This is a genomic window from Microbacterium sp. NPDC057944, from assembly GCF_042887445.1.
GTDB lineage: Bacteria > Actinomycetota > Actinomycetes > Actinomycetales > Microbacteriaceae > Microbacterium > Microbacterium natoriense.
Window position 1 is genome coordinate 939,354 of record NZ_JBHVPJ010000002.1, and the last position, 22,925, is coordinate 962,278.

General features: G+C 69.2%; 19 protein-coding genes. 5 read left to right on the forward strand and 14 right to left on the reverse strand.

Features of this window, described 5'->3' with window-relative positions; all coding sequences use genetic code 11:
• Positions 1-670 precede the first annotated feature (670 nt).
• Positions 671-2,125: a GuaB1 family IMP dehydrogenase-related protein gene (locus tag ACFVRO_RS13990; protein ID WP_386953299.1), complete on the reverse strand. Its 1,455-nt coding sequence runs from the start codon at positions 2,123-2,125 to the stop codon at positions 671-673.
• 161 nt (positions 2,126-2,286) lie between these two features.
• On the opposite strand from ACFVRO_RS13990, the gene ACFVRO_RS13995 reads away from it, so the two are divergent.
• On the forward strand, positions 2,287-5,961 hold the full coding sequence (locus tag ACFVRO_RS13995; RefSeq protein WP_386953302.1) for a multifunctional oxoglutarate decarboxylase/oxoglutarate dehydrogenase thiamine pyrophosphate-binding subunit/dihydrolipoyllysine-residue succinyltransferase subunit: 3,675 nt from the start codon (positions 2,287-2,289) through the stop codon (positions 5,959-5,961).
• A gap of 59 nt (positions 5,962-6,020) precedes the next feature.
• On the opposite strand, the gene ACFVRO_RS14000 is transcribed toward ACFVRO_RS13995, so the two are convergent.
• The 11 genes from ACFVRO_RS14000 to ACFVRO_RS14050 all read right to left on the reverse strand — a co-directional run bounded on the left by ACFVRO_RS14000 (position 6,021) and on the right by ACFVRO_RS14050 (position 17,435).
• The gene (locus ACFVRO_RS14000) at positions 6,021-7,043 is read right to left on the reverse strand and encodes an N-acetylglucosamine kinase (RefSeq protein ID WP_386953305.1); all 1,023 of its coding nucleotides are present in this window, start codon (positions 7,041-7,043) and stop codon (positions 6,021-6,023) included.
• Positions 7,040-8,296: a 6-phospho-beta-glucosidase gene (locus ACFVRO_RS14005; RefSeq protein ID WP_386953307.1), complete on the reverse strand. Its 1,257-nt coding sequence runs from the start codon at positions 8,294-8,296 to the stop codon at positions 7,040-7,042. Before ACFVRO_RS14005 ends, ACFVRO_RS14000 begins: the two co-directional genes overlap by 4 nt.
• Positions 8,297-8,334: 38 nt before the next feature.
• Positions 8,335-9,480, reverse strand: coding sequence for an ROK family protein (locus tag ACFVRO_RS14010; protein WP_386953309.1), 1,146 nt, complete (start codon positions 9,478-9,480; stop codon positions 8,335-8,337).
• Positions 9,481-9,568: 88 nt separating this feature from the next.
• A complete protein-coding gene (locus tag ACFVRO_RS14015) occupies positions 9,569-10,414 on the reverse strand; it encodes an ABC transporter ATP-binding protein (protein WP_386953312.1) in 846 nt (281 codons plus the stop codon).
• Positions 10,411-11,262: an ABC transporter ATP-binding protein gene (locus tag ACFVRO_RS14020; RefSeq protein WP_223586673.1), complete on the reverse strand. Its 852-nt coding sequence runs from the start codon at positions 11,260-11,262 to the stop codon at positions 10,411-10,413. Before ACFVRO_RS14020 ends, ACFVRO_RS14015 begins: the two co-directional genes overlap by 4 nt.
• Positions 11,259-12,254, reverse strand: a complete 996-nt coding sequence (locus ACFVRO_RS14025; RefSeq protein ID WP_386953314.1) for an ABC transporter permease — start codon at positions 12,252-12,254, stop codon at positions 11,259-11,261. The genes ACFVRO_RS14020 and ACFVRO_RS14025 overlap by 4 nt, the downstream gene beginning before the upstream one ends.
• Positions 12,247-13,245, reverse strand: a complete 999-nt coding sequence (locus ACFVRO_RS14030) for an ABC transporter permease (RefSeq protein WP_105672435.1) — start codon at positions 13,243-13,245, stop codon at positions 12,247-12,249. Before ACFVRO_RS14030 ends, ACFVRO_RS14025 begins: the two co-directional genes overlap by 8 nt.
• 39 nt (positions 13,246-13,284) lie before the next feature.
• Complete coding sequence (locus ACFVRO_RS14035) at positions 13,285-14,949, reverse strand: ABC transporter substrate-binding protein (protein ID WP_105672436.1); 1,665 nt, start codon at positions 14,947-14,949, stop codon at positions 13,285-13,287.
• 202 nt (positions 14,950-15,151) lie between these two features.
• Entirely contained in the window at positions 15,152-16,456 is a 1,305-nt protein-coding gene (locus ACFVRO_RS14040) for a GNAT family N-acetyltransferase (protein WP_386953317.1), read from the reverse strand.
• A 74-nt stretch (positions 16,457-16,530) separates the two neighbouring features.
• Positions 16,531-16,776 carry a zf-HC2 domain-containing protein gene (locus tag ACFVRO_RS14045; RefSeq protein ID WP_105672438.1) on the reverse strand — a complete coding sequence of 82 codons (246 nt, stop codon included), beginning with the start codon at positions 16,774-16,776 and terminating at the stop codon, positions 16,531-16,533.
• A complete protein-coding gene (locus ACFVRO_RS14050) occupies positions 16,773-17,435 on the reverse strand; it encodes a sigma-70 family RNA polymerase sigma factor (protein WP_341942498.1) in 663 nt (220 codons plus the stop codon). The genes ACFVRO_RS14045 and ACFVRO_RS14050 overlap by 4 nt, the downstream gene beginning before the upstream one ends.
• A 72-nt stretch (positions 17,436-17,507) precedes the next feature.
• Here ACFVRO_RS14050 and aroA point away from each other — a divergent pair, with 72 nt between their 5' ends.
• The 3 genes from aroA to bcp all read left to right on the forward strand — a co-directional run bounded on the left by aroA (position 17,508) and on the right by bcp (position 20,457).
• Positions 17,508-18,833, forward strand: coding sequence for a 3-phosphoshikimate 1-carboxyvinyltransferase (gene aroA, locus ACFVRO_RS14055; RefSeq protein ID WP_386953320.1), 1,326 nt, complete (start codon positions 17,508-17,510; stop codon positions 18,831-18,833).
• Positions 18,830-19,903 carry a ribosome small subunit-dependent GTPase A gene (rsgA, locus tag ACFVRO_RS14060; RefSeq protein WP_344010629.1) on the forward strand — a complete coding sequence of 358 codons (1,074 nt, stop codon included), beginning with the start codon at positions 18,830-18,832 and terminating at the stop codon, positions 19,901-19,903. Before aroA ends, rsgA begins: the two co-directional genes overlap by 4 nt.
• Positions 19,904-19,983: 80 nt before the next feature.
• Positions 19,984-20,457 (forward strand): thioredoxin-dependent thiol peroxidase, encoded by a 474-nt coding sequence (gene bcp, locus ACFVRO_RS14065; RefSeq protein WP_344010631.1) that lies wholly within the window; start codon positions 19,984-19,986, stop codon positions 20,455-20,457.
• Between the two features lie 39 nt (positions 20,458-20,496).
• On the opposite strand, the gene ACFVRO_RS14070 is transcribed toward bcp, so the two are convergent.
• Entirely contained in the window at positions 20,497-20,883 is a 387-nt protein-coding gene (locus tag ACFVRO_RS14070; protein WP_386953323.1) for a hypothetical protein, read from the reverse strand.
• 233 nt (positions 20,884-21,116) lie between these two features.
• On the opposite strand from ACFVRO_RS14070, the gene ACFVRO_RS14075 reads away from it, so the two are divergent.
• Positions 21,117-21,365, forward strand: a complete 249-nt coding sequence (locus ACFVRO_RS14075; protein WP_017203224.1) for a WhiB family transcriptional regulator — start codon at positions 21,117-21,119, stop codon at positions 21,363-21,365.
• A gap of 60 nt (positions 21,366-21,425) precedes the next feature.
• Here ACFVRO_RS14075 and ACFVRO_RS14080 read toward each other — a convergent pair whose 3' ends face one another.
• Positions 21,426-22,910, reverse strand: a complete 1,485-nt coding sequence (locus ACFVRO_RS14080; protein WP_105672443.1) for a sensor histidine kinase — start codon at positions 22,908-22,910, stop codon at positions 21,426-21,428.
• Positions 22,911-22,925: the final 15 nt, after the last annotated feature.

The following is a 22,925-nucleotide window of genomic DNA, read 5'->3' on the forward strand; positions in this document are numbered from 1 at the left end:
TGGGTAATGACGAGGGGCGAGCGTGCCCGATCAGCCACCTCGAACACTCGCACCAGATGCCGGTCCATCGCAGTGAGAGCGTTCCACTCGTCCTGTCGCGCGTAGCTTCCTGCGACGACCCGATGGAATCTGCCGCTGGCGACCGCGGTGCGAAGCCGCCGGTCGTTGGCCTGCCCCACTCCCTGTTCGCGGAGTCGATGTATCGGAATCGGATGCTCTGTGCGCGGTGTCATCATCGAAGGCTGTCATGCGGAGAACCGCGATCGGAATCTTCCACAGGCATCTCGGTTCGGACTCCGCACACGCTCGATTGTGAGCGAACAGTGCGCTGCCGGCATCCGCGGACCCCCGCAACTTCGCGCTGCTCCTTCCCACACGCGCTGCCCCTTGCCGCCCACGTTCTCTTCACCGCACACGCTGCCCTTCGCCGCACACGCTGTCTTTCGCCGCACGCGCTGCCCTTCGCTGTACGCGCTGCCGCAGTGTCTGTAGCGCGTTCAGCGAAGGACCGCGCGACCGCCGAAACGAGAGCACGTACGCCGACAGGGCAGCACCTACGCCGAAAGGGCAGCGCGAGCATCGAAGCGTCAGCGCGCCCGGTGCAAGACCTCACACGACCGAGTGCGGCTCGGGCGCAGCACCCCGCGCGACGGGGGTTCTCGCGGCGCGACTACCAGCTGACGGGCAGGGCCTTGCCCTCTTCGTAGCCGGCCGCCGACTGAAGACCCACGAGCGCGCGGTCATGGAACTCCGGCACAGACGACGCACCGGCGTAGGTGAACGAGGAGCGGACGCCGGAGGTGATCATGTCGAGCAGATCCTCGACGCCCGGACGCAGCGGGTCGAGGTAGATCTTCGACGAGGAGATGCCCTCGGCGAAGAGCTCCTTGCGCGCGCGCTCATAGGCGTCCAGCCGACCGAATCGGGCCTGGACGGCCTTGGTCGACGCCATGCCCCAGGACTCCTTGAAGATCCGTCCGTCCGCATCGTGCTGCAGCTCACCCGGCGCCTCGATCGTGCCGGCGAACCAGGAGCCGACCATGACCGATGCGGCCCCCGCGGCGAGCGCCAGCGCCACATCGCGCGGGTATCGCACTCCCCCGTCGGCCCAGACATGGGCGCCGAGCGACCGCGCTGCTTCCGCGGTCTCGAGCACGGCGGAGAACTGCGGACGCCCGACGGCGGTCATCATGCGCGTCGTGCACATCGCGCCGGGGCCGACCCCGACCTTCAGGATCGTCGCTCCGGCGTCGACCAGGTCGCGCACGCCGTCGGCGGTGACGATGTTGCCGGCGACGATCGGCAGTCCGAGGTCGAGCGACGACACCTCGCGCAGCGCGCGCAGCATCCCCTCCTGGTGCCCGTGCGCGGTGTCGACGACGAGCACGTCCACACCGGCCGCGGCCAGCGCACGGGCCTTGGACGCCACGTCGCCGTTGATGCCGACGGCCGCGGCGACCGCGAGACGGCCGTCCGCGTCGAGGGCGGGGCGGTACAGGGTCGACCGCAGCGCGCTGCGAGCGCTGAGGGTGCCGACCAGGTGTCCGTGGCGGACGATCGTCACCATCTCGACACCGGCATCGGTGATCACGTCGAACGCGTGCCGCTCGGAGCCGATGTCGTCCGCGTCGAGCGAGGGCGTGCCCGTGTGCACGAGATCCCCGAGCTGAGCATCCGTCAGCGCGGTCGCAAGGCGTGCGGCGGGCAGGATGCCGAGGATCTGCTCGACCGTGTAGGGGGCCGTCCCCTTCGCCACGACGATGCCGTGCCCCGCGGTCGCGGGGAGCAGTCGGAGCGCCTCGGAGACGGATGCCGTCGGCGGGAGCACGAGGGGCGTGTCCCAGAGCACCGGCTGGTCCTTGACGTCGCGGATCGCGGCATCCAGATCCTGCAGCGGCATGTCCTGCGGAAGCACCCCGAGCCCACCGCGTCGCGCGAGCACCGCGGCGAGCCGCGGCCCCGTCACGGAGTTCATGTTCGAGGCGACCAGCGGCAGCGTCGCCGGGGTGCCGTCGTTCGGGGCGAGATCGACCTGCAGACGGCTCGTCACGCCGGATCGGCGCGGCACGAGGAACACGTCCGAATAGGTCAGATCGACGGTGGGCTGCTTGCCTGCGAACTCCATGACTCCACGGTACCGAGATCATCGGCATCTTGGCGCGCCGCGACGACGAATCCCCGGGGGAAACACGTTAGGCTTGTGGGTCGAGAGTGTGCAGACCCGGGCGCATCCTGCGTCCTTGTGAGCACACGTTGAGATTCAGCGATGAAAGAGGGCGATCGAGCGTGTCGAACCAGGTGACCGGCGTCGGGGGCGACGGGGGGTTCGGAGCCAATTCCTGGCTCGTCGAAGAGCTCTACGAGCAGTTCAAGGTGAACCGCGACTCCGTCGACAAGGAGTGGTGGCCGATCCTGGAGAAGTACCAGTCGGATGCCGCGACCGGCACCGCCGCAGTCGCACCTCCTCAGCCCGCTCAGCCCGCGCACCCCGTGACGGCTCCGATCCCCGTCATCGGAGCGCAGCCCGTCGCACGCACCACGGCCAAGCCCGCAGCAGCCGCCCCGATCCCCGCCCAGGCGCCGAAGCCCGAGGCGAAGGAGGCGGCAGCCGACGCGGCCGAAGAGGACAAGGTCACCCCGCTGCGCGGACTACCCAAGACCCTCGCCGCGAACATGGACGAGTCGCTCACGGTTCCGACCGCCACCAGCGTCCGCACCGTTCCCGCGAAGCTGATGATCGACAACCGCATCGTCATCAACAACCACATGGCTCGCACCCGCGGCGGCAAGATCAGCTTCACGCACCTCATCGGCTGGGCGCTCATCCGCACGCTCGACGAGTTCCGCAGCCAGAACGTCTTCTACGCCGAGATCGACGGCAAGCCCTCGGTCGTCGCCCCCGCGCACGTCAACCTCGGCATCGCGATCGACCTCCCCAAGCCCGACGGCACCCGCGCCCTCATGGTGCCGAGCATCAAGCGCGCCGACACGATGACGTTCAGCGAGTACCTCGTCGCGTACGAGGACCTCGTCACCCGCGCTCGCAACAACAAGCTCACCGCCGCCGACTTCCAGGGCACGACGGTCTCGCTCACGAACCCCGGCGGCATCGGCACCGTGCACTCCGTGCCGCGTCTGATGAAGGGCCAGGGCTGCATCATCGGCGCCGGCGCGCTCGAGTACCCGGCCGAGTTCCAGGGCGCGAGCGACAAGACGCTGAACGAGCTGGCGATCGGCAAGACGATCACCCTCACCAGCACCTACGACCACCGCGTGATCCAGGGTGCCGGATCCGGCGAGTTCCTGAAGAAGGTGCACGAGCTGCTCATCGGGCAGCGCGGCTTCTACGACGACATCTTCGCCGCCCTGCGCATCCCCTACGCGCCGATCCGCTGGAACGCCGACATCGCGGTGGACCTCGCCGAGCGCGTCGACAAGCAGGCTCGCGTGCAGGAGCTCATCAACTCGTTCCGCGTCCGCGGACACCTGATGGCCGACATCGACCCCCTCGAGTACGTGCAGCGCTCGCACCCCGACCTCGAGATCGAGAACCACGGTCTCACCTTCTGGGACCTCGACCGCGAGTTCGTCACCGGCGGATTCGGCGGACGTCGCATCGCGAAGCTGCGCGACATCCTCGGCGTGCTGCGCGACTCGTACTGCCGCACGCTGGGCATCGAGTACATGCACATCCAGGACCCGGAGCAGCGCCGCTGGTTCCAGGAGAAGGTGGAGGTCAAGTACCAGAAGCCCGGTCACGACGAGCAGCTCCGCGTCCTCCGCAAGCTCAACGAGGCCGAGGCGTTCGAGACCTTCCTGCAGACCAAGTTCGTCGGCCAGAAGCGCTTCTCCCTCGAGGGCGGCGAGTCCCTCGTCCCCCTGCTCGACGAGATCCTCCAGGGCGCCGCGAACGCGGGACTCGAGGGTGCAGCGATCGGCATGGCCCACCGCGGCCGCCTGAACGTCCTCACCAACATCGCCGGCAAGACCTACGGCCAAGTGTTCCAGGAGTTCGAGGGACACCAGACCCCGGGCAACCAGCGCGGCTCCGGCGACGTGAAGTACCACCTCGGCACCGAGGGCACCTTCATCGCCGAGGACGGCGCTCAGCTGCCCGTCTACCTCGCGGCGAACCCCTCGCACCTGGAGACCGTGGACGGAGTGCTCGAGGGCATCACCCGCGCGAAGCAGGACCGCAAGCCCATCGGCACCTTCACCTGGCTGCCGATCCTCGTGCACGGCGACGCCGCGTTCGCCGGACAGGGCGTCGTCGTCGAGACGCTGCAGATGTCGCAGCTGCGCGGCTACCGCACGGGCGGCACCATCCACGTCGTCGTGAACAACCAGGTCGGCTTCACCACGACACCGAACGACGGCCGCACGTCGGTGTACTCCACCGACGTCGCCAAGACGATCCAGGCGCCGGTCTTCCACGTGAACGGCGACGACCCCGAGGCCGTCATCCACGTCGCACAGCTGGCGTTCGAGTACCGCGAGCGGTTCCACCGCGACGTCGTCATCGACCTGGTCTGCTACCGCCGCCGCGGCCACAACGAGGGAGACGACCCCTCGATGACGCAGCCGCTGATGACCGACCTCATCCAGGCGAAGCGCTCGGTGCGCAAGCTCTACACCGAGTCCCTCGTCGGACGCGGCGACATCACCGAGGAGGAGTACGACCAGGCGAAGGCCGACTTCCAGAACCGTCTGGAGATCGCGTTCGCCGAGACGCACGCCGCCGAGACCGGTGCGACCCCGATCGCCCCCGACCTGCTGCCCGTCGACGAGCAGATCGGCGCGCCCGAGGTCACCGGCGTCGCGAAGGAGGTCATCCAGCTCATCGGCGATGCCTTCGTGAACAAGCCCGAGGGCTTCACGGTGCACCCGAAGATCCAGCAGCTGCTCGACAAGCGTCTCGACATGAGCCGCAACGGCGGCATCGACTGGGGCTTCGGCGAACTGCTCGCCTTCGGCTCCCTGCTCGTGGAGGGCACTCCGGTGCGTCTCGCTGGTCAGGACTCCCGTCGCGGCACGTTCGTGCAGCGCCACGCGACCTTGCACGACCGCGCGAACGGCCAGGAGTGGCTGCCGCTGTCGAACCTCTCCGACGCCCAGGGCCGCTTCTTCGTCTACGACTCGCTGCTCAGCGAGTACGCCGCCCTCGGCTTCGAGTACGGCTACTCCGTCGAGGCGCCCGAGGCGCTCGTGCTGTGGGAGGCGCAGTTCGGCGACTTCGTCAACGGCGCCCAGTCCGTCATCGACGAGTACATCTCCGCCGCGGAGCAGAAGTGGGGCCAGCAGTCCAGTGTGACCCTGCTGCTCCCGCACGGCTACGAGGGCCAGGGACCCGACCACTCGTCGGCGCGCATCGAGCGCTTCCTGCAGCTGTGCGCGCAGGAGAACATGATCGTAGCCCGCCCGTCGACCCCCGCCTCGCACTTCCACCTGCTGCGCCGTCAGGCCTACGCACGTCCGCGCAAGCCGCTGATCGTGTTCACGCCGAAGGCGATGCTGCGTCTGCGCGGCGCCACCAGCCCCGTCGAGGCGTTCACCAGCGGGCGCTTCGAGCCGGTCATCGACGACGACCGCGGTCTCGACCGCAGTGCTGTCAAGCGGGTGCTCGTGCACTCGGGCAAGGTCCACTGGGACCTCCGCGCCGACCTCGAGAAGAACCCGAACCCGGAGGTCGCGCTCGTCCGTCTCGAGCAGCTGTACCCGACCCCGATCGACGAGCTGAAGGCGATCACCGACTCCTACCCGAACGCCGAGCTGGTGTGGGTGCAGGAGGAGCCGGAGAACCAGGGAGCCTGGCCGTTCCTGGCTCTGGCCTTCGCCGACGTCCCCGGAGACCGCACGTTCCGCCCGGTCGCCCGCGCGGCGTCGGCCTCCCCCGCGACCGGCTCGTCGAAGGTCCACGCGGCCGAGCAGGCGACACTGATCCGCGAGGCGCTCACCGTCTGAGCATGTGAGAAGGGCGCCCCGACGTCGGTCGGGGCGCCCTTTCGCGTCTCTCTCCGGATTCAGCGGAGGGATGCCGTAGCCGGCATCCGCTGCGCGAAGCGCTCGTCCGTGCTGAGTCCGGTGCTCGCCCGTGCGAGTGCTGCGGCATCCGCTCCCGCGTCGCCGAGGGCGAGCAGGGCGGCTCCGAGCACCGGCGGGGCGTCGACGATCGACAGTCTCGCGAACGGGACCCGCGCGGCGAGCCCTTCGGTGATGCCCGCCAGCAGGAGCGGGTCGCGCGCTCTCGCGACGCCTCCGCCGAAGACGACGGGGACGTCGGCATCGAGGAGTCCGAGCCGGTCGATGCACGCGGCCACGTACGCGACGACCTCCTCCGCTTGACGCTGCACGACGGAGCGGGCCACGGCGTCGCCGGTGTGAGCGGCCTGGAAGATGAGCGGCGCCAGTCGGGCGAAGCCCTCGTCGGCCCGGCGGCCGAGGTGGACGTCCTCGATCAGCGCGCTCACGCTCGGCGCATCGACCGCGTCGAGCAGCAGCGGAAGCAGCGCGGTCGCGGGCCCGCGTCCGTCTTCGGCGCGTGCCGCATGCCACACCACGGCGTCGCCCAGCTCGCTCCCGCCGCCCCAGTCGCCGGACAGCGGGCCCAGCGCGGGGAACCGCACCGCGGCGCCGTCCGCCCGCACCCCGATCGCGTTCATACCCGTCCCGCAGATCACCGCGACCGCGTCGCCCGAGTCGGTGCCCGCCCTCAACAGGGCGTGCAGGTCGTTCTCGGCGATGACCGAGCCCGCCGCCCAAGGCAGAGGGGCGATCGCCGACCGGAAGGCCTCGATCTCATCGGTCAGGTCGAGCCCGGAGAGGTACAGGCCGACATGGACGAGCCGCTGCGGATCTCGATCGCCGAGGGCCTTCACGACGAGCTCGTCGATGATCCTCACGGACTCGTGGAGGCCTTCGAGCTGCGGACTCGAGCCGTGGCCGCGCTCCCAGGCGATCACGGCGCCGGACACGTCGAGCAGCACGACATCCGTCTTGGAGCCTCCTCCGTCGACGGCGAGGACCAGATCGGATGCCGCGGTCACGCCCACTCCAGGAACCGGGAGTTCGCCGCCAGCAGCAGATCGGTGAGCTTCTCCGCTCTGTCGTGCTGCAGGACCAGCGGGTGCGCGCGCATCGCGCGGAGCACTCGATCGCGGCCCCCGTGGACCGCGGCGTCGAGGGCGAGGCGCTCGTACCCCGCGACGGCGCTGATCAGTCCGCTGATGTCGTCGGGAAGCGGGGCGACCGGCTCGGCGACGAATCGTCCCTCGATGTGCCTGGCTGGCACCTCGATCACATGGTCGTCGGGGAGGAAGGGCAGCACGCCGTCGTTCCGGAGATTGACGACCCTCGGCAGCTCGGTGCCACCGCGGATCGCGATGAGCAGCTCGATCGCCGCCTCCGAGTAGAACGCGCCGCCGCGCTTCTCCAGGATCTCGGGCTTGGTGTCGACGGCGTCGTCGGCGTAGATGCCCAGCAGCTCCTGTTCGATCGCGCGCACCTCCTGCGCCCTGGTGGACGCGTGCAGCTGTTCGTGCAGCACCTCGTCGTGCGCGTAGTAGTAGCGCAGATAGTACGAGGGGATGACGCCGAGCTGCGAGAGCAGCGCGGGTGCGAGCTCGACGTCCTCTGCGAGCTCGCCCAGACGCGTCTCGAGCGCATTCGGCAGCATGTCGACGCCGTCGACGAACACTCCGCGCTCCCAGGTGAGGTGGTTCAGCCCGACGTGCGCGAGAGCGACACGGTCGGGGGCGACCCCGGCCTCCGAGGCGAAACGGCGCTGGAAGCCGATGGCCACGTTGCACAGACCGACGGCGCGGTGCCCCGCCTGGAGCAGCGCACGGGTGACGATGCCCACCGGGTTCGTGAAGTCGACGATCCAGGCGTCGGGCTTCGCGTGCGTGCGGACGACCTCGGCGATCCGCAGCACGATCGGAACCGTGCGCAGCGCCTTCGCGAGTCCCCCGGGGCCTGTCGTCTCCTGGCCGATGCAGTCCACGTCGTGCGGCCAGGACTCGTCCTGCTCACGGGCATCCTGGCCCCCGACGCGCAGCTGGATCAGCACGGCATCCGCGTCGGACACGCCCGCGACGAGGTCGTCCGTCGTCGTGAGGCGGGCAGGGTGTCCTCCTCGGAGCAGCATGCGACGTGACATGCCTCCGACGAGCTCGAGCCTCGTGCGGTCGGTGTCGACGAGCACGAGCTCCTCGATGGGCAGTTCCCTCTGAAGTCGGATGAAGCCGTCGATCAGCTCCGGGGTGTAAGTCGATCCACCGCCGACGATGGCGAGTTTCATCTGCTCTCCTTGTGCTTTCTTCTGTGCGCCCGTGCGGGTCACTGTGTGGGGATTCGGTCTTCGAGCCGGCTGCGGATCTGCTCGACGAGCAGACGCCGGGCTCCGGCGAGAACGGCGCTGTCGCCGGTCGTGCTGAGTCGGACGGAGGGAGTCGGCCGCTCCTCGCTGAGGACGATCTCGCCGACGAGCTCGGCGAGGCGATCCCCGCCCGCGAGCGAGGTCGGACCGCCCAGCACGACGAGCTGCGGATCGAGCACAGCGAGCACGGGCTCGATGGTCACGGCTATGCGCGCGGCGATCTCCCGCAGTGCCCGCTCGTCCGCTGCGATCGCGGCGACGCCCTGCGGATAGCGTGCCGTCGACGGCGCTCCGGCGAGGTTCATGACGTACGCGGAGCCGAGCAGGGCTGTGGTCACGGCACCCGGCTCCCCTGGTCTGCCGGCCACGGTCAGGTAGCCGATCTCACCGGCTCCGCCATGAGCGCCCCGATGGATGGAGCCACCGAGGTCGACCCCGATGCCGAGTCCGACGCCGATCCAGAGGAGAGCGAAGCTGCCGGCATCCTGAGCGACCCCGAAGGCCCGCTCGGCCATGGTGGCGAGATTGACGTCGTTCTCCAGGGTCGCCGACACGCCGAGGCTCGATTCGATCCGTTCTCGGGACCCCTCCGACGGCCAGCCGGGCAGCGTATCGGTCAGGGACAGCGTGTCGGAGCCGCTGCTGACGGCGGCCTGCAGTCCGACGGTCACGGCCTCGACCGTGCTCCGTTCGGCGCCGGACGCCGCGCACGCCGCCTCGATGGCCCGGCCGACATCGCTCTCCGGCGACCGCTCCACGCCGTGGACCGGCAGCTCGATGATCGGATGCGGTGTGCCGAGGGCATCGACGAGAACGGCCTGGATGCCGTCGTCGAGCATGTTGACGGCGACTCCGTTGATCCGGTCGTTGCGGACGCCCCAGCTCACGGCGCTCGGACCTCTGCTGCCGGCGACCTCGCCGACCGGGGCGACGAGGTCGGCGCGCTCCAGACGGGCGATCATCTGCGTCGCCGTCGGCTTCGACATGCCCGAGAGCTCTCCGAGGCGCGTGCGTGTGAGCGCGCCGTGCTCGAGGAACAGACGAAGGGCTTCTCGGTCGTTCCTGGTGCGCAACCAGGACGAGGTGCCCGGGTCGATCTGTGACATGGATGCTCCTTTCGCTGATCGGGATGGTCGTTCGGGTCGCCGGATCCGCCTCCCCGCTCGTGCGGGGTGGCAGGCCGTGCGAACGGTGTTAGTGGATGCCGAGCTCGGCGCGGACCTCGTCGCGGAGCCGACCGAGGTTGTCGGGTTCGGGGGCGGCGGCGAGGAGGGTGCGGGTGTACTCGTGCTGAGGGTGCAGGATCACGTCGTCCGCGGGACCGCGTTCCACGACATCTCCCTTGTAGAGCACCATGATCTCGTCGCTGAAGTGGCGGGCCGTCGCGAGGTCGTGCGTGATGTACAGCACGCCGAGGTTCTCCTCCCGCTGCAGATCCGCGAGCAGGTTGAGGACTCCGAGCCGGATCGACACGTCCAGCATGCTCACCGGCTCATCCGCGACGATGAACCGGGCGCCGGGGGCGAGGGCGCGGGCGATCGCGACGCGCTGCCGCTGCCCGCCCGACAGCTCGTGCGGGCGCCGCTCCACGTAGTCCGCGGCGGGCGACAGGCGCACGCGATCCAGCAGCCCGAGCACACGCTCCCGCACCTGCGCCGACGACAGACCGGGGTGGTGCAGCCGGATCGGCCGCTCCAGGTGGTGACCGATCGTGTGGAACGGGTTCAACGATGCGAACGGATCCTGGAACACCATCTGCACGTCCGACCGGTACGCGGCCAGAGCCCGTCCCCTGGTGGGCGTCTCGACCCCGTCGATCAGGATGCTCCCCGACGTCGGCGTCTCCAGCTTCATCAGCATCCGCGCGATCGTGGACTTCCCCGATCCCGACTCCCCCACCAGAGCGACGGTCCGCCCGGCCTCGACGGTGAACGACACGTCCTTCACCGCGTGGAGGACGGTCGAGCGGAACCCCGATCGCAGATGGAAGTCCTTGCTGAGATTCCGCGCCTCCAGCGACGCCACCGCTTCCCCGCTCATCGGACACCCTCCTGGCTCGCGCCTGTGCGCACGAAGTCCCCGCGCTCACCCGTCAGCGACGGGAAGCTCGACAGCAGCCGCTTCGTGTACTCGTGCTGCGGAGACCGGTAGATGTCCTCCGCGGTCCCCTCCTCCACGATCTGCCCCTGCAGCATCACCGCGATCCGATCGCTGATCTCGATCAGCATCGGCAGGTCGTGCGTGATGAAGATCACCGCGAACCCCAGCCGCTCGCGCAGCCGCATGATCTCCCGGATGATGCCCCGCTGCACGACCACGTCCAGCGCCGTCGTCGGCTCGTCCATGATCATCACCTGCGGGTCCAGCGCCAGAGCCATCGCGATCATCATGCGCTGCCGCATGCCGCCGCTCAGCTCGTGCGGAAAGGAGGTCAGACGCGCGGGATCCACACCCACCAGGGTGAGCAGCTCCTCCGCGCGCGCCTGCTTGTCCCGCCGCGCCATCCCCGGGCGATGCGTGTCGAAGATGTCGAAGATCTGCGCCCGCACGTCGATCACCGGGTTCAGGGAGTTCATCGCGCCCTGGAACACCATCGAGATCTTGTCCCACCGGAACGCCCTGAGCCCCTCCCCGTCGAGTGCCACGATGTCGATGTCGCGACCGTCGCGGTCGTGGAACACGATCTCGCCGCTCGTCATCAGCGCCGGAGCCTTCAGCAGCCGGTTCAGTCCGTACGCGAGAGTGGTCTTGCCACACCCCGACTCCCCCGCGAGCCCCAGGATCTCCCCGCGGTTCAGCGTGAGCGACACATCCCGCACCGCCCGCACCGGCGGATCGACCTCGTACTCGATCGACACGTTGCGCGCCGACAGCACCGGAACACTCATGCGACAGCTCCCTCTCCGCCGATGCCGCGGCCGGAACGGCGTGCGCGGCGCTGACGCCGCGCAGCGGCCGGGGCCAGTCGCAGCTTCGGGTTCACGATCTCGTCGATCGCGAAGTTGATCAACGACAGTCCGGTGCCGATCAGGGCGATGATCGCGCCCGGCGGCACGAACCACCACCACGCACCGCTGCCGACGGCCTGGCCCGTCTGGGCGTCGTTGAGCACGGTCCCCAGCGTGATCGATCCCGTCGGCCCCAGACCGAGATAGGAAAGACCCGCCTCCCCCAGCACTGCGAAGATGACGCCGAAGATGAGCTGGGCCGCCAGCAGCGGCACGAGGTTGGGAAGGATCTCGACGAAGATCACGCGCATCGGCCGCTCCCCGGCGACCACAGCGGCGGCGACGTAGTCGCGCGTCCGCAGCGAGCGTGCGGTGCCCCGAAGCACCACGGCGGATCCTGCCCACCCGGTGACCCCGAGCACGAGGGCCACGAGCAGCGAGCTGCGCGCGAGCGCCCCGAGGCCCTCGGTGTGCTGCACGTAGGCCGCGATGACCATCACGAGCGGCAGACCGGGGATCACGAGCATGATGTTCGTCAGCAGCATCAGCGTCTCGTCGAGGATGCCGCCGAAGTAGCCGGCGAGCACGCCGAAGACGAGGGCGAGCACGAGCGACACGACGCCGGCGACGACGCCGACGAACAGCGACCCCTGCGTGCCCGTGGCGACCTGCGCGAGCACGTCGTAGCCGAGCTTCGTCGTGCCGAACGGATGCTCCAGGCTGGGCGGGAGCAGCGGATCGAAGTCGGCGTTCCTCGGGTCTCCCGTGAAGAGCGGCCCGAGCAGGCCGAACAGGACGATCGCGACGATGATGACGATGCCCGAGAGCAGCTTGCCCGAGAGCTTCGGGAACACGCGGCGCGGGCGGTCCGCCCGGGAGACCGCGACGGCATGGGTGGAGTCGGCGACGGGCGCCTCGATCAGATCAGCCATTGCGACGCACCCTCGGGTCGATGAAGCCGTACAGAAGGTCGATGAGGAAGTTCGCCGCCAGCACCGTGAGGGTGATCACGAGGAACACTCCCTGCATGAGGGCGTAGTCGAGGCTCTGCACCGACTGGATCATCAGCTTGCCGATGCCCGGGTAGCTGAAGACCTGCTCGGTCACGATGGAGCCGGCGACGACGAAGCCCAGCGCGATCCCGAAGCCCGCGAGGCTGGGGATCGACGCGTTGCGGGCCGCGTAGGCGCCGCGGATGCGGGAGGGACGCAGTCCCTTCGCCTCCGCCGTGAGCACGTAGTCCTCCGCCATGGTCTGCACCATCATGTTGCGCATGCCGAGCAGCCAGCCGCCGACCGAGGAGATGACGATCGTCGCGGCGGGGAGCAGCGCATGCACGAAGACGCTCCCGAAGAACGGCAGGCTCCATTCGGGGCCTCCGGGGTACTCGAAGACGTCGTAGGCGCCGATGATCGGCAGTATCCCCAGCTGCACCGAGAACACGGCGACGAGCACGAGGGCGAGCCAGAAGTACGGGATCGACTGCAGGAAGGTCGTGATCGGCACAAGCTGGTCGACCCAGGTGCCGCGGAACCATCCGACCCATGCGCCCCCGATGATGCCGAGCACGAAGGAGATGACGGTGGCCGCCCCGACGAGCGTCACCGTCCACGGCAGCGCCGCGGCGATGAGGTCGCTCACCGGGACCGGATACTTGGTCAGGGAGACACCGAGGTCTCCGTGCAGCATCCGGCCCCAGTAGGCGATGTATTGGTCCCACAGGCTCGATCCCTTGTCACCGCCGAGGAGAGCGGTGACGGCGTCGACCGTCTCCTGCGACAGCTGACGTCCGCCGCGGCGGAGCTTGCCCAGCATGATCGCGACAGGGTCGCCCGGAAGCATCCGGGGCAACAGGAAGTTGAGGGAGACGGCTGCCCAGAGCGTCACGACGTAGAACACGATGCGGCGGATCCAGAACTTCACGCCGTCCTCCTCTCGCAGGATCGAACCATGGAACCGGCCTTACTTCTTGACCGGACGCAGGTGCGTCAGGATGACCGCGGATGCCGTGGACAGGTACGGCAGCGGCGCCGCGAACATGTCGCTCTCGGTCGGCCAGCCCGTGAAGTCCGCCGTGTTGAAGAACGACTGCGAGGCGTTCAGCACCACGGGGATGTAGGGCAGATCCTTCGCGATCTCGGTCTGGATCGTGGCGTAGGCCTGCTGCTTCGTCGCCTCGTCGAGCGTGCTTCCGGCCTGGAGCACCGCGGCGTCGACCGTCGCGTTGCTGTAACGGGCGTAGTTCTGCCCCTTCGTCGGCGTCTCGCCGACCTTGGCCGTGGCGGGAGTGGCGAAGTACTGGTCGTAGTTCGAGAAGGGATCGGCGACGAGCGACTGGGTGAGGCCGTACAGCGCGAGCTGGAACTGGCCGTTCGCGACCTGGCTCCAGTACTCGGTCTCCGAGACGGTGCGGGCGGTCACGCGGATTCCGGCCTTCGCGGCCTGAGAGCTGATCAGCTTCGCGGCGTCGTTGTAGTCGGTCCAGCCGTCCGGCGAGAACAGGTCGAGCTCGATCGGCGTGCCGTCCTTGCCGTAGAAGCCGTCGCTGTCCTTCGTGTAGCCGGCCGCTTCGAGGATCTCCGCCGCCGATGCGGCGTCGGGCTTCTGCGGGCTGGTCGCGAGCTCGGGGTCGCCGAGCCACTTCTCGTCGCGCGGAAGCAGCGCGAAGCTCGGGGACGCCTCACCGGCGAGTCCCGCGAAGGCCTTCGAGGTGATGGCGCTGCGGTCGATGGCGAGGTTCAGCGCCTGACGCACTGCGGGGTCGGTCTGGGCGCCCTCGCAGCCAAGGGACACGTCGGAGCAGGTGGTGATCACCGTCGGGTCCTGCTGCTGGTTCATGGTGCTGATCCGCCCATTCGACGTGACGCCGTCGGGGTTCGCGATGAACTGGCCGACCCAGTCGAGCTTGCCGGTCTTGAGCAGGTCCTCGGCCGACTGGTTCGAGTCGATGCCGATGTCCTGCACCTCCTTGACGTCGGGCGCGCCCTCGCGGAAGAGCGGATTCGCCTCGAGGGTGTAGGCGGCGTCGGTGAACGACTTGAGCGTGTACGGCCCTGAGCCGACCGGGTCCGTGTTGGTCTCGGTCATGTAGTCGGTGATGTCCGACCAGATGTGCTTCGGGATGATCCACGTCGATCCGAGGATCATGGAGGTCGCGGTGAACTTGGGCGTCGAGTACGTCACGACGACGGTCGTGGCGTCCGGAGCCTCGGCCGACACCATGTCGGGGTCGAGGTTGGAGGCGTATCCCAGGCTGAAGGCGACGTCCTCTGACGTGAGGTCCTTGTCGTCCGACCACTTGAGGTCGGGCTTGATCTTGATGGTGAGGACGGTGCCGTCCTCGTTGAACTCGTACGAGTCGCCGATCAATCCGACGGGTGCGTCCGCCGAGAGCTGGTTGAAGAAGAACAGCGGCTCGTAGATCGCACCGTAGGTCATGTGCGTGGCGGTGTCGACGGCGAACGGGTTGAAGTTGTTGGTGATCGGCGTCATCGATCCGGACCACATCCGCAGCGGGCGGTCACCGGCTGAGGTGGATCCAGCCGGCGCGCACCCGCCCAGGGTGATGGCGAGTGCGGCGGCGCCGGCGACAAGAGGAAGTGCTTTCCTCCAGCGGTTGTCGTGCATGGGAACCTCGTCTCAAGGGCTTCTTTGGCTTGTCGAGCAGAGCGGAAGGGGGATCCGCCCTCGAAGCGAGGTTATAGTAAAGGTCCTTTCCGGTAAAGACCTTTCCAATTATTTTGTGAAGATTCTTTCCGATTGACGACGGCGAGCGACCGCCACGCCCTCGATCACAGGGATCGACGGCGAGCGGACCACTCGTGAGGGGTCAGTACCAGATGTCGAGAGCAGGCACGGGGAACGAAGCGAAGGCCCGATCCAGACGCTCTGCGACGTCGGCATCGGCCGCGATCAGCCCCGCCCCGTGGAGCGTCGAGACGCGCACTCCCCCGGCGTACAGCGTGGACAGCACGGCGACGTCCATCGTCGCGTCGACCTCGGCGGCGGACGCAGGCTCGACGGTCGCGACTCCCGACTCGGCGACACGAAGACGCCAGTCCCCCGACGCGAAGCCCAGTGCGTCCTCGATGCGCAGCACGACGTCGAGCGGCGCGGAGAAGCGCCGCGCCGACAGCGCGGCTGCGACGTCGAGGATCCTCAGCCAGCCGTGGTCGTGGACCGTCTGCACGACGCCGCGCGGGTCCGCGACCAGCCAGGGAAGAGGATCGTCGAGGGGACGCAGTTCCGCGGTGACCTCGTCGACCAGGTCGTGCTGCAGGGCGAACCGCCAGAGCGCGGCCGTCGCATCCGGAGTCTCCGCGACGAGCATCCTCACGTGCAGTCCGAAGCGGAAGGTGCCGCCCTTCTCGCCGAGCGTGTAGACGAGGACGCCGCGGACCGCGCCACCCTCATCGAGGTAGCGGACGCCGCGGACCTTGTCGCGCTCGGAATCGGACGGCGACACGCCTGCGAAGCCCTCCCAGCGCGTGCGCCAGCCCGAGACCTGGCCGGGACGGGTGCGCCGCACGCGGTCGTGCACGACGCCGAGATCGTCGGCGAGCTCCTCGCGTTCGCGGTACTGGATGCGCCCTGCGGGAGATGGCCCCGCCCAGCCGGCACGGCGCGTGTCGACCTCGAAGCGCGACATCGGGATGGCCGAGCCGAATCCATAGCGCCCGTAGATCGTCGCCTCGGAGACGGTGAGACCGGCCATCGGCGCCCCCGCGGACGCCGCGGCGCGGAGCTCCCCCTCGAGCAGCGCTCTGGCGATGCCACGACGTCGGTGTGTCGCGGCCACCGTGACGACGCTGATCGACCACATGTCGATCTCGGAGCCGCCCGGCACGGTGAGCGGGGCGACCCAGGAGTTCACGGTCGCGACGGGGAACTCCGCCGTCGGCGAGGCGGGGTCGAACACCGCCGTGTTGCGCCGCGTCTCGAACGGGGTCTTCCCGTACGCGAGCGCCTCGGCCGTGGGCTCTCCGCCCAGGAAGCCGCGGGACACGGCGCGCTGATAGGTCTTCGCGACGCTCTCATCTGCGAAGTCGACGAGACGGTACTCGAGCCCTGCGGCGGCGAGTCGTTCTGCGGAGATCGGTTCGGTCGGGACGTCTCGGGCATCGAGGGTGGTCATGCCTCTACCGTAGCCGGGGGTTCCGACGCGGGGATCGGCCGAAGCGGTCAGATGTCGACACGGCCTCGATCAGATCAGTGCGCGCTCGCCTGCACCTCGCGGAGACGCGCGAACACCTGATCGCGCAGCTCCTCCGGAGCGGTCTCCTTGCAGGCGCGGGCCACGACCTCGGTGAGCGTGGTCGCGACCAGAGCCTCATCGCGGCACGACGGGCAGTTCTCGAGATGCTCGCGGATCTCGGTGTGCTCGGTCTTGCACACCTCGTTGCGGAGGTACTCCTCCAGATCCTGACGGGCCTTGTCGCAGCCGCAGTCGCTCATTTCCTGCTCCTCGTGTCAGCCGCGGCGATGCCCCGCTCTGCGGCGTAGTCGGCCAACAGCTCCCGCAGCATCCGCCTGCCACGGTGCAGACGGCTCATCACGGTGCCGATGGGGGTCTTCATGATGTCGGCGATCTCCTGGTAGGCGAATCCCTCGACGTCGGCGAGGTAGACGGCCAGCCTGAAGTCCTCCGGCACCGCCTGCAGCGCGTCCTTGACGACGGATGCCGGCATGCGATCGATCGCCTCGGCCTCCGCCGACCGGCTGTGCGAAGCCGTGGTCGACTCCGCGCCGCCCAGCTGCCAGTCCTCGAGCTCGTCGATCGTGCCCTGGAACGGCTCGCGCTGCTTCTTGCGGTAGATGTTGATGTACGTGTTCGTGAGGATGCGGTAGAGCCACGCCTTGAGGTTCGTGCCCTGCGAGAAGGTCGCCCACGAGCCGTACGCCTTCACGAAGGTCTCCTGCACCAGGTCGGCGGCGTCGGCGGGGTTGCGGGTCATGCGCATGGCGGCGGCGTACAGCTGATCCATGAAGGGGATCGCCTGCTCCTCGAACTCGCGGCGAGGGTCGCTGACCGTGTCTGCGGTTGCGGTGTCATCCATCACGGGCCAGTCTAGGCCGCTGAGGTCGACGAACTCGCGCTCAAGCGTTGCGAGCATCCTCTCTCCTTCTCCCCGAATGCGGCTCCCGTTCGGTCGGGCGCACATCGGTGTTCACTAAAGTGGGAACCGATGAGCGCCAACAGGTATTCCCCTCCCCTCGTCCAGGGCTCTTACGCCGCGCCCGCCATCGACGGCTCCGTGCACGCCACGGTGACCATTCCCGGCTCGAAGTCGCTGACGAACCGCGAGCTGATCATCGCCGCGATCGCCGACGGACCAGGGCGTCTGATCGCCCCGCTGCACTCCGACGACTCCCGCCGCATGGTCGAGGCGCTGCGCGCTCTGGGCGTCGGCATCGAAGAGGAGGACACGGGCGGCGAGTTCGGCCCCGACCTCGTCGTGACCCCCGCGAAGCTCACCGGCGGCTCCACCATCGACTGCGGCCAGGCCGGCACCGTGATGCGTTTCGTCGCCCCGCTCGCCGGCCTCGCCCAGCACGACGTGCACCTCACCGCCCACGAGACGGCGCTGCACCGCCCCATGGGCGGACTCATCAGCGCACTGCGCGATCTCGGCGTCGACATCGACGACGAGGGCACCTGGGCGCTGCCCTTCACGATCCGCGGCCACGGCCGCATCCGCGGCGGCCGGGTCGAGATCGACGCCTCCGCGTCGAGCCAGTTCGTCTCGGGCCTCCTGCTCGCCGCCCCCCGTTTCGACGTCGGCCTGCACCTGGTCCACACCGGCACCCACCTGCCGAGCCTTCCGCACATCGACATGACGATCGAGGCGCTGAGCCGACGCGGCATCCGCATCGAGCGACCGGCCACCGGCGAATGGCTGGTGGAGGCCGGGGTGCCCCGTGCCAAGGAGATCGCGATCGAGCCGGATCTCTCCAACGCCGCGCCCTTCCTCGCCGCCGCCCTCGTCACGGGCGGATCCGTCTCCGTCACCGGCTGGCCGGTGCACTCGACGCAGCCGGGCCACCTGCTGCCCGAGATCCTCCAGGCGATGGGCGCCCACGTGGGCCGGCACAGCGGCACGCTGACGGTGCGCGCGGGCTCCGGCATCCGCGGCCTCGATCTCGACCTGTCGGCGGCGAGCGAGCTCACCCCGACCCTCGTCGGACTCGCCGCATTCGCGGACTCCCCCACGACGATCCGCGGCATCGGCCACATCCGCCTCCACGAGACCGATCGGATCGCCGCCCTGATCGGGAACGTCCGTGCTCTCGGCGGTCAGGCCGAAGAACTGCCCGACGGGCTGCGCATCATCCCGAGCGCGCTGCACGGCGGCGTCTGGGCCGCGCATCACGACCACCGCATGGCGACGACCGGAGCGCTCATCGGGCTCCGGGTGCCCGGAGTCGAGATCGACGACATCGGCACGACGGCCAAGACGCTCCCCGAGTTCACCGCGCTGTGGGAGCGGATGCTGCGGGGCGACTCCGCGTGAGCTGGCTCTCCGACGACGACGACCTCGAGGACGACTTCGAGGACTACGACGAGAGCAGCATCCGCACACGTCCCAACCCCAAGGGCAACCGTCCGCGGACCAAACGCCGGCCGGCGCACGACGACGCGCAGATCGGACGGGTGCTCGGCGTCGACCGCGGCCGCTATTCGGTGCTGATGGGCGAGGACACTCCGGAGGAGCGCGCGATCACCGCGACCAGGGCGCGTGAGCTGCGGCGCACCCCCATCGTCACGGGCGACCGGGCACGCGTCGTCGGCGACACCTCCGGAGACGAGGGGACCCTCGCCAGGATGGTCGGCATCGTCGAGCGCACCTCGCTGCTGCGGCGCAGCGCGGACGACACCGATCAGGTCGAACGGGTGATCGTCGCCAACGCCGACCAGATGCTCGTCGTCGTCGCCGCCGCCGATCCGGAGCCGCGCGCGCGGCTGGTGGACAGGTATCTCGTCGCCGCTCTGGATGCCGGCATCCGGCCCCTGCTCGTCGTGACCAAGACCGACCTCGCCGACCCCACGGAGTTCCTCTCGCACTTCGACGGCCTCGACGACCTGCGCGTGTTCACGAGCGCCCAGGAGACCATGCCCGTCGAGGAGATCGGCGCGGCGCTCATCGGGCACTCGACCGTGTTCGTCGGCCACTCGGGCGTGGGCAAGTCGACGCTCGTCAACGCGCTCGTGCCGACCGCGGGCCGCGCCACCGGTCATGTGAACCAGGTGACCGGTCGCGGGCGGCACACGTCCTCGTCGACCGTGTCCCTGCGCTATCGGACTCCCGAGGGCAGCGGGTGGGTCATCGACACCCCCGGCGTGCGGTCGTTCGGCCTCGGGCACGTCGAGCCCGCGAACATCCTCGCGGCCTTCACCGAGCTCGCGCTGATCGCCGAGAACTGCCCCCGTGGATGCACGCACCTGGCCGATGCGCCGGACTGCGCCCTCATCGAGGCGGCGGAGCGCGGGGAGCTGGGCGAGACCGGCCGAGCTCGTCTAGATTCACTGCAGCGCCTGCTGCAGACGTTCGCCGACAAAGCGGAGCAGACGCCGGGACGGTGACGCCGTTCACGCCCACCGCGTGGACGCGTCATGCTGTCGCCTACCCGGTTCGCCGACGCGACGGCGGGTAGGCTGATCGGGTGACTGTGCGACTGGAACCCGGAACCGCTGCCCCTGACTTCTCCCTCCTCGACCAGGACGGCGAGACCGTGCGTCTCGCGGACCTCCGCGGCGAGAAGACCGTGCTCTACTTCTACCCGGCGGCGATGACCCCCGGCTGCACGACCCAGGCATGCGACTTCCGCGACAGCATCTCCTCCCTCCAGGGCGCCGGATACCGCGTCGTCGGCATCTCCCGCGACACCCCGGAGAAGCTCGCGGAGTTCCGCGAGCGCGATGGACTCACCTTCACGCTCCTGAGCGACCCCGACCACGCCGTCCACACCGCCTACGGCGTATGGGGCGAGAAGATGAACTACGGAAAGGTCATCGAGGGCGTCATCCGCTCGACCTTCGTGCTCGACGAGAACGGCACGATCACGCTCGCGCTCTACAACGTCAAGGCCACAGGGCACGTCGCCCGGCTGCGCAAGCTCCTCGGCGTCGACGCCTGATCGGATGCCGACGGCCGCCCCGGCGCCGCGAGCGCGGCGTCAGTCCTCCTGAGGGCGCCCGCCCTCGGCGCGCGCACTGGCGATGAGCAGTGCGAAGCCGATGAGTCCGGGCAGTCCAACGCCTGCGACGAAGGTCCACGAGATCGGCTGCACGGTGAGCGACGCCAGCGCGAGGGCGATGGCGAGCACCTGGATCACGACTCCCCCCGAGCGCGCCCAGGAGCGCCCCGCCCGCGCGCCGAAGGCGAACGCGATGAGGGCCACTGCGCCGATGAGCGTGAGGACGATGAGGGCGAGCGCGGTGGGGAGGGATGCCGCGTCCCCCGCGCCGAGACCGACCAGCTCGATCAGGGCGAACACGACGAGCGCGAGCCCCTCGACGGCGAGAACCGCAGCCGCGGCGAGAGCGAGTCCTGGTGCACGCACGATGTCTCCTGGGAATCGAATGAGAAGGAGGAAAACCCTTGATTTCGAAGGTTTCATGTAACAGAATAGACAAAGTCATGTGCTCCCACAGCGGCGTGGGGCGGGCTTCCTGCCCGCATCACAAACAGCGAGCATCCGCCCGCATCTGAACAGGGTAGCCGATCCCCGAATGGCCGCCCGAATCCGAGACGTCGCACTGCGACATCTCTTGAAATCCACACCGAGGAGCCCCCATGGACTGGCGCGACAAAGCCGCCTGCCTGACTGTCGACCCCGAGCTTTTCTTCCCCGTGGGGAACACCGGACCGGCCGTGGACCAGATCGAGAAGGCGAAGACCGTCTGCGCCACCTGCACCGTCACCGAGATCTGCCTGCAGTACGCCCTCGAGACCAGCCAGGACTCGGGCGTCTGGGGAGGCCTCTCCGAAGACGAGCGCCGCGCCCTCAAGCGTCGCGCCGCCCGCGCCCGCCGCGCGTCCTGAGACCGACGACGAAGCGGCCCGAGATCCCCTGGATCTCGGGCCGCTTCGTCGTGTCGCGGACTACTTCGTCAGCCAGCGCAGCGGGATGTCGATGACCACTTCGGTCCCCTCCCCCTCGCTGCCGCGCCACTCGATGGTGCCGCCGAGCTCGCCCTGGATGAGCGTGCGGATGATCTGCGTGCCGAGGCCCTGACCGATCCGCCCCTCCGGAAGCCCGTGTCCCGTGTCCCGGACGGTCACCCTCAGATTCTCCTCCGTGCGGCTGGCGTCGATCGTCACGATGCCCTCCTGCCCGGCGAGACCGTGCTCGACCGCGTTCGTGACGACCTCGGTGAGCGCGAGCGCGAGCGGGGTCGCGTACTCGCTCGGCAGCACCCCGAACCGGCCCGTCGACTGGGTGCGGGCGCGCGTGTTCGGCGCCGAGGCGACCTCGGCGACGAGCTTCAGCACCCGATGGAAGACCTCGTCGAAATCGACCTTCTGGGTGAGCCCCTGGGCGAGCGTGTCGTGCACGACGGCGATCGAGTCGACGCGGCGCATGGCCTGGGTCAGCGCGTCCCTCGCCTCGTCCGAATGGGTGCGACGCGCCTGGATGCGCAGCAGGGAGGCGACGGTCTGCAGGTTGTTCTTCACCCGATGATGGATCTCGCGGATCGTCGCATCCTTGGTGATGAGCTCCTGCTCCTGGTGGCGCAGCTCGGAGACGTCGCGGCACAGCACGATGGCGCCGATGCGGGTGCCGTGGTCCTTGAGCGGGATCGCCCGCAACGACACGGTGACGCCGCGCGCCTCGATGTCGGTGCGCCACGGCGCTCGGCCGGTGACGACCACGGGCAGCGACTCGTCGACCTGACGCGAAGGCGGGACCAGGCGCGTCGTGACCTCCGCGAGCGACTCGCCCTCGAGCTCGTCGTCGAAGCCCATGCGATTGAAGGCCGACAGCGCGTTGGGGCTCGCGAACGTCGTGATGCCGTCGACGTCGATCCTGATCAGCCCGTCGGACGCACGCGGCGCCCCTCGGCGCGGCGACGTGGGTGCGGCCAGGTCGGGGAAGCTCCCGTCGGCGATCATGCGGAACAGATCGTTCGCGCATTCGTCGAACGTGATCTGCTGACGCGAGGGGGTGCGCGCCTCCCCGAGGTTGGTGTGCCTGGTCACGACGCCGATGACGGATGTCGAACGCTCCGCACCACGGCGGTCGTTCAGGATCGGCACCGCGCGGACGCGGGTCGGCGTCTCCTCGAACCAGTCGGGAGAGGAAGAGTCGACGATCTCCCCCGACTCGAACGCGCCCTGCACCTGGGTGCGCCACTGCGGCCTCACCCGCTCGCCGACGATGTCACGGTAGAAGAGGGTGGCCGCGCCGCTCGGACGGGCGTGCGCGACGGCCATGAAAGAGCCGTCCTCCGTCTGGATCCACACGACGATGTCGGCGGAGGCGAGGTCCGCGAGGAGCTGACCGTCGCCGGCGAGGCGGTGAAGCCATTCGACGTCGTTGTCGGTCAGGCGGCCCTGCGCTTGGGCGAGATCACTGAGGGTTGACACCCCCCAAGCCTACTG

Coding starts and splice junctions, on each gene's coding strand:
- ACFVRO_RS14010 (WP_386953309.1), bottom strand. CDS start 9,480: ATGTCACAGATCGACCCGGGCACCTCGTCCTGGTTGCGCACCAGGAAC.
- ACFVRO_RS14035 (WP_105672436.1), bottom strand. CDS start 14,949: ATGCACGACAACCGCTGGAGGAAAGCACTTCCTCTTGTCGCCGGCGCC.
- ACFVRO_RS14050 (WP_341942498.1), bottom strand. CDS start 17,435: ATGCTCGCAACGCTTGAGCGCGAGTTCGTCGACCTCAGCGGCCTAGAC.
- ACFVRO_RS13990 (WP_386953299.1), bottom strand. CDS start 2,125: ATGGAGTTCGCAGGCAAGCAGCCCACCGTCGATCTGACCTATTCGGAC.
- ACFVRO_RS14045 (WP_105672438.1), bottom strand. CDS start 16,776: ATGAGCGACTGCGGCTGCGACAAGGCCCGTCAGGATCTGGAGGAGTAC.
- aroA (WP_386953320.1), top strand. CDS start 17,508: ATGAGCGCCAACAGGTATTCCCCTCCCCTCGTCCAGGGCTCTTACGCC.
- ACFVRO_RS14040 (WP_386953317.1), bottom strand. CDS start 16,456: ATGACCACCCTCGATGCCCGAGACGTCCCGACCGAACCGATCTCCGCA.
- ACFVRO_RS14025 (WP_386953314.1), bottom strand. CDS start 12,254: ATGGCTGATCTGATCGAGGCGCCCGTCGCCGACTCCACCCATGCCGTC.
- ACFVRO_RS14020 (WP_223586673.1), bottom strand. CDS start 11,262: ATGAGTGTTCCGGTGCTGTCGGCGCGCAACGTGTCGATCGAGTACGAG.
- ACFVRO_RS14075 (WP_017203224.1), top strand. CDS start 21,117: ATGGACTGGCGCGACAAAGCCGCCTGCCTGACTGTCGACCCCGAGCTT.
- ACFVRO_RS14015 (WP_386953312.1), bottom strand. CDS start 10,414: ATGAGCGGGGAAGCGGTGGCGTCGCTGGAGGCGCGGAATCTCAGCAAG.
- ACFVRO_RS14005 (WP_386953307.1), bottom strand. CDS start 8,296: ATGAAACTCGCCATCGTCGGCGGTGGATCGACTTACACCCCGGAGCTG.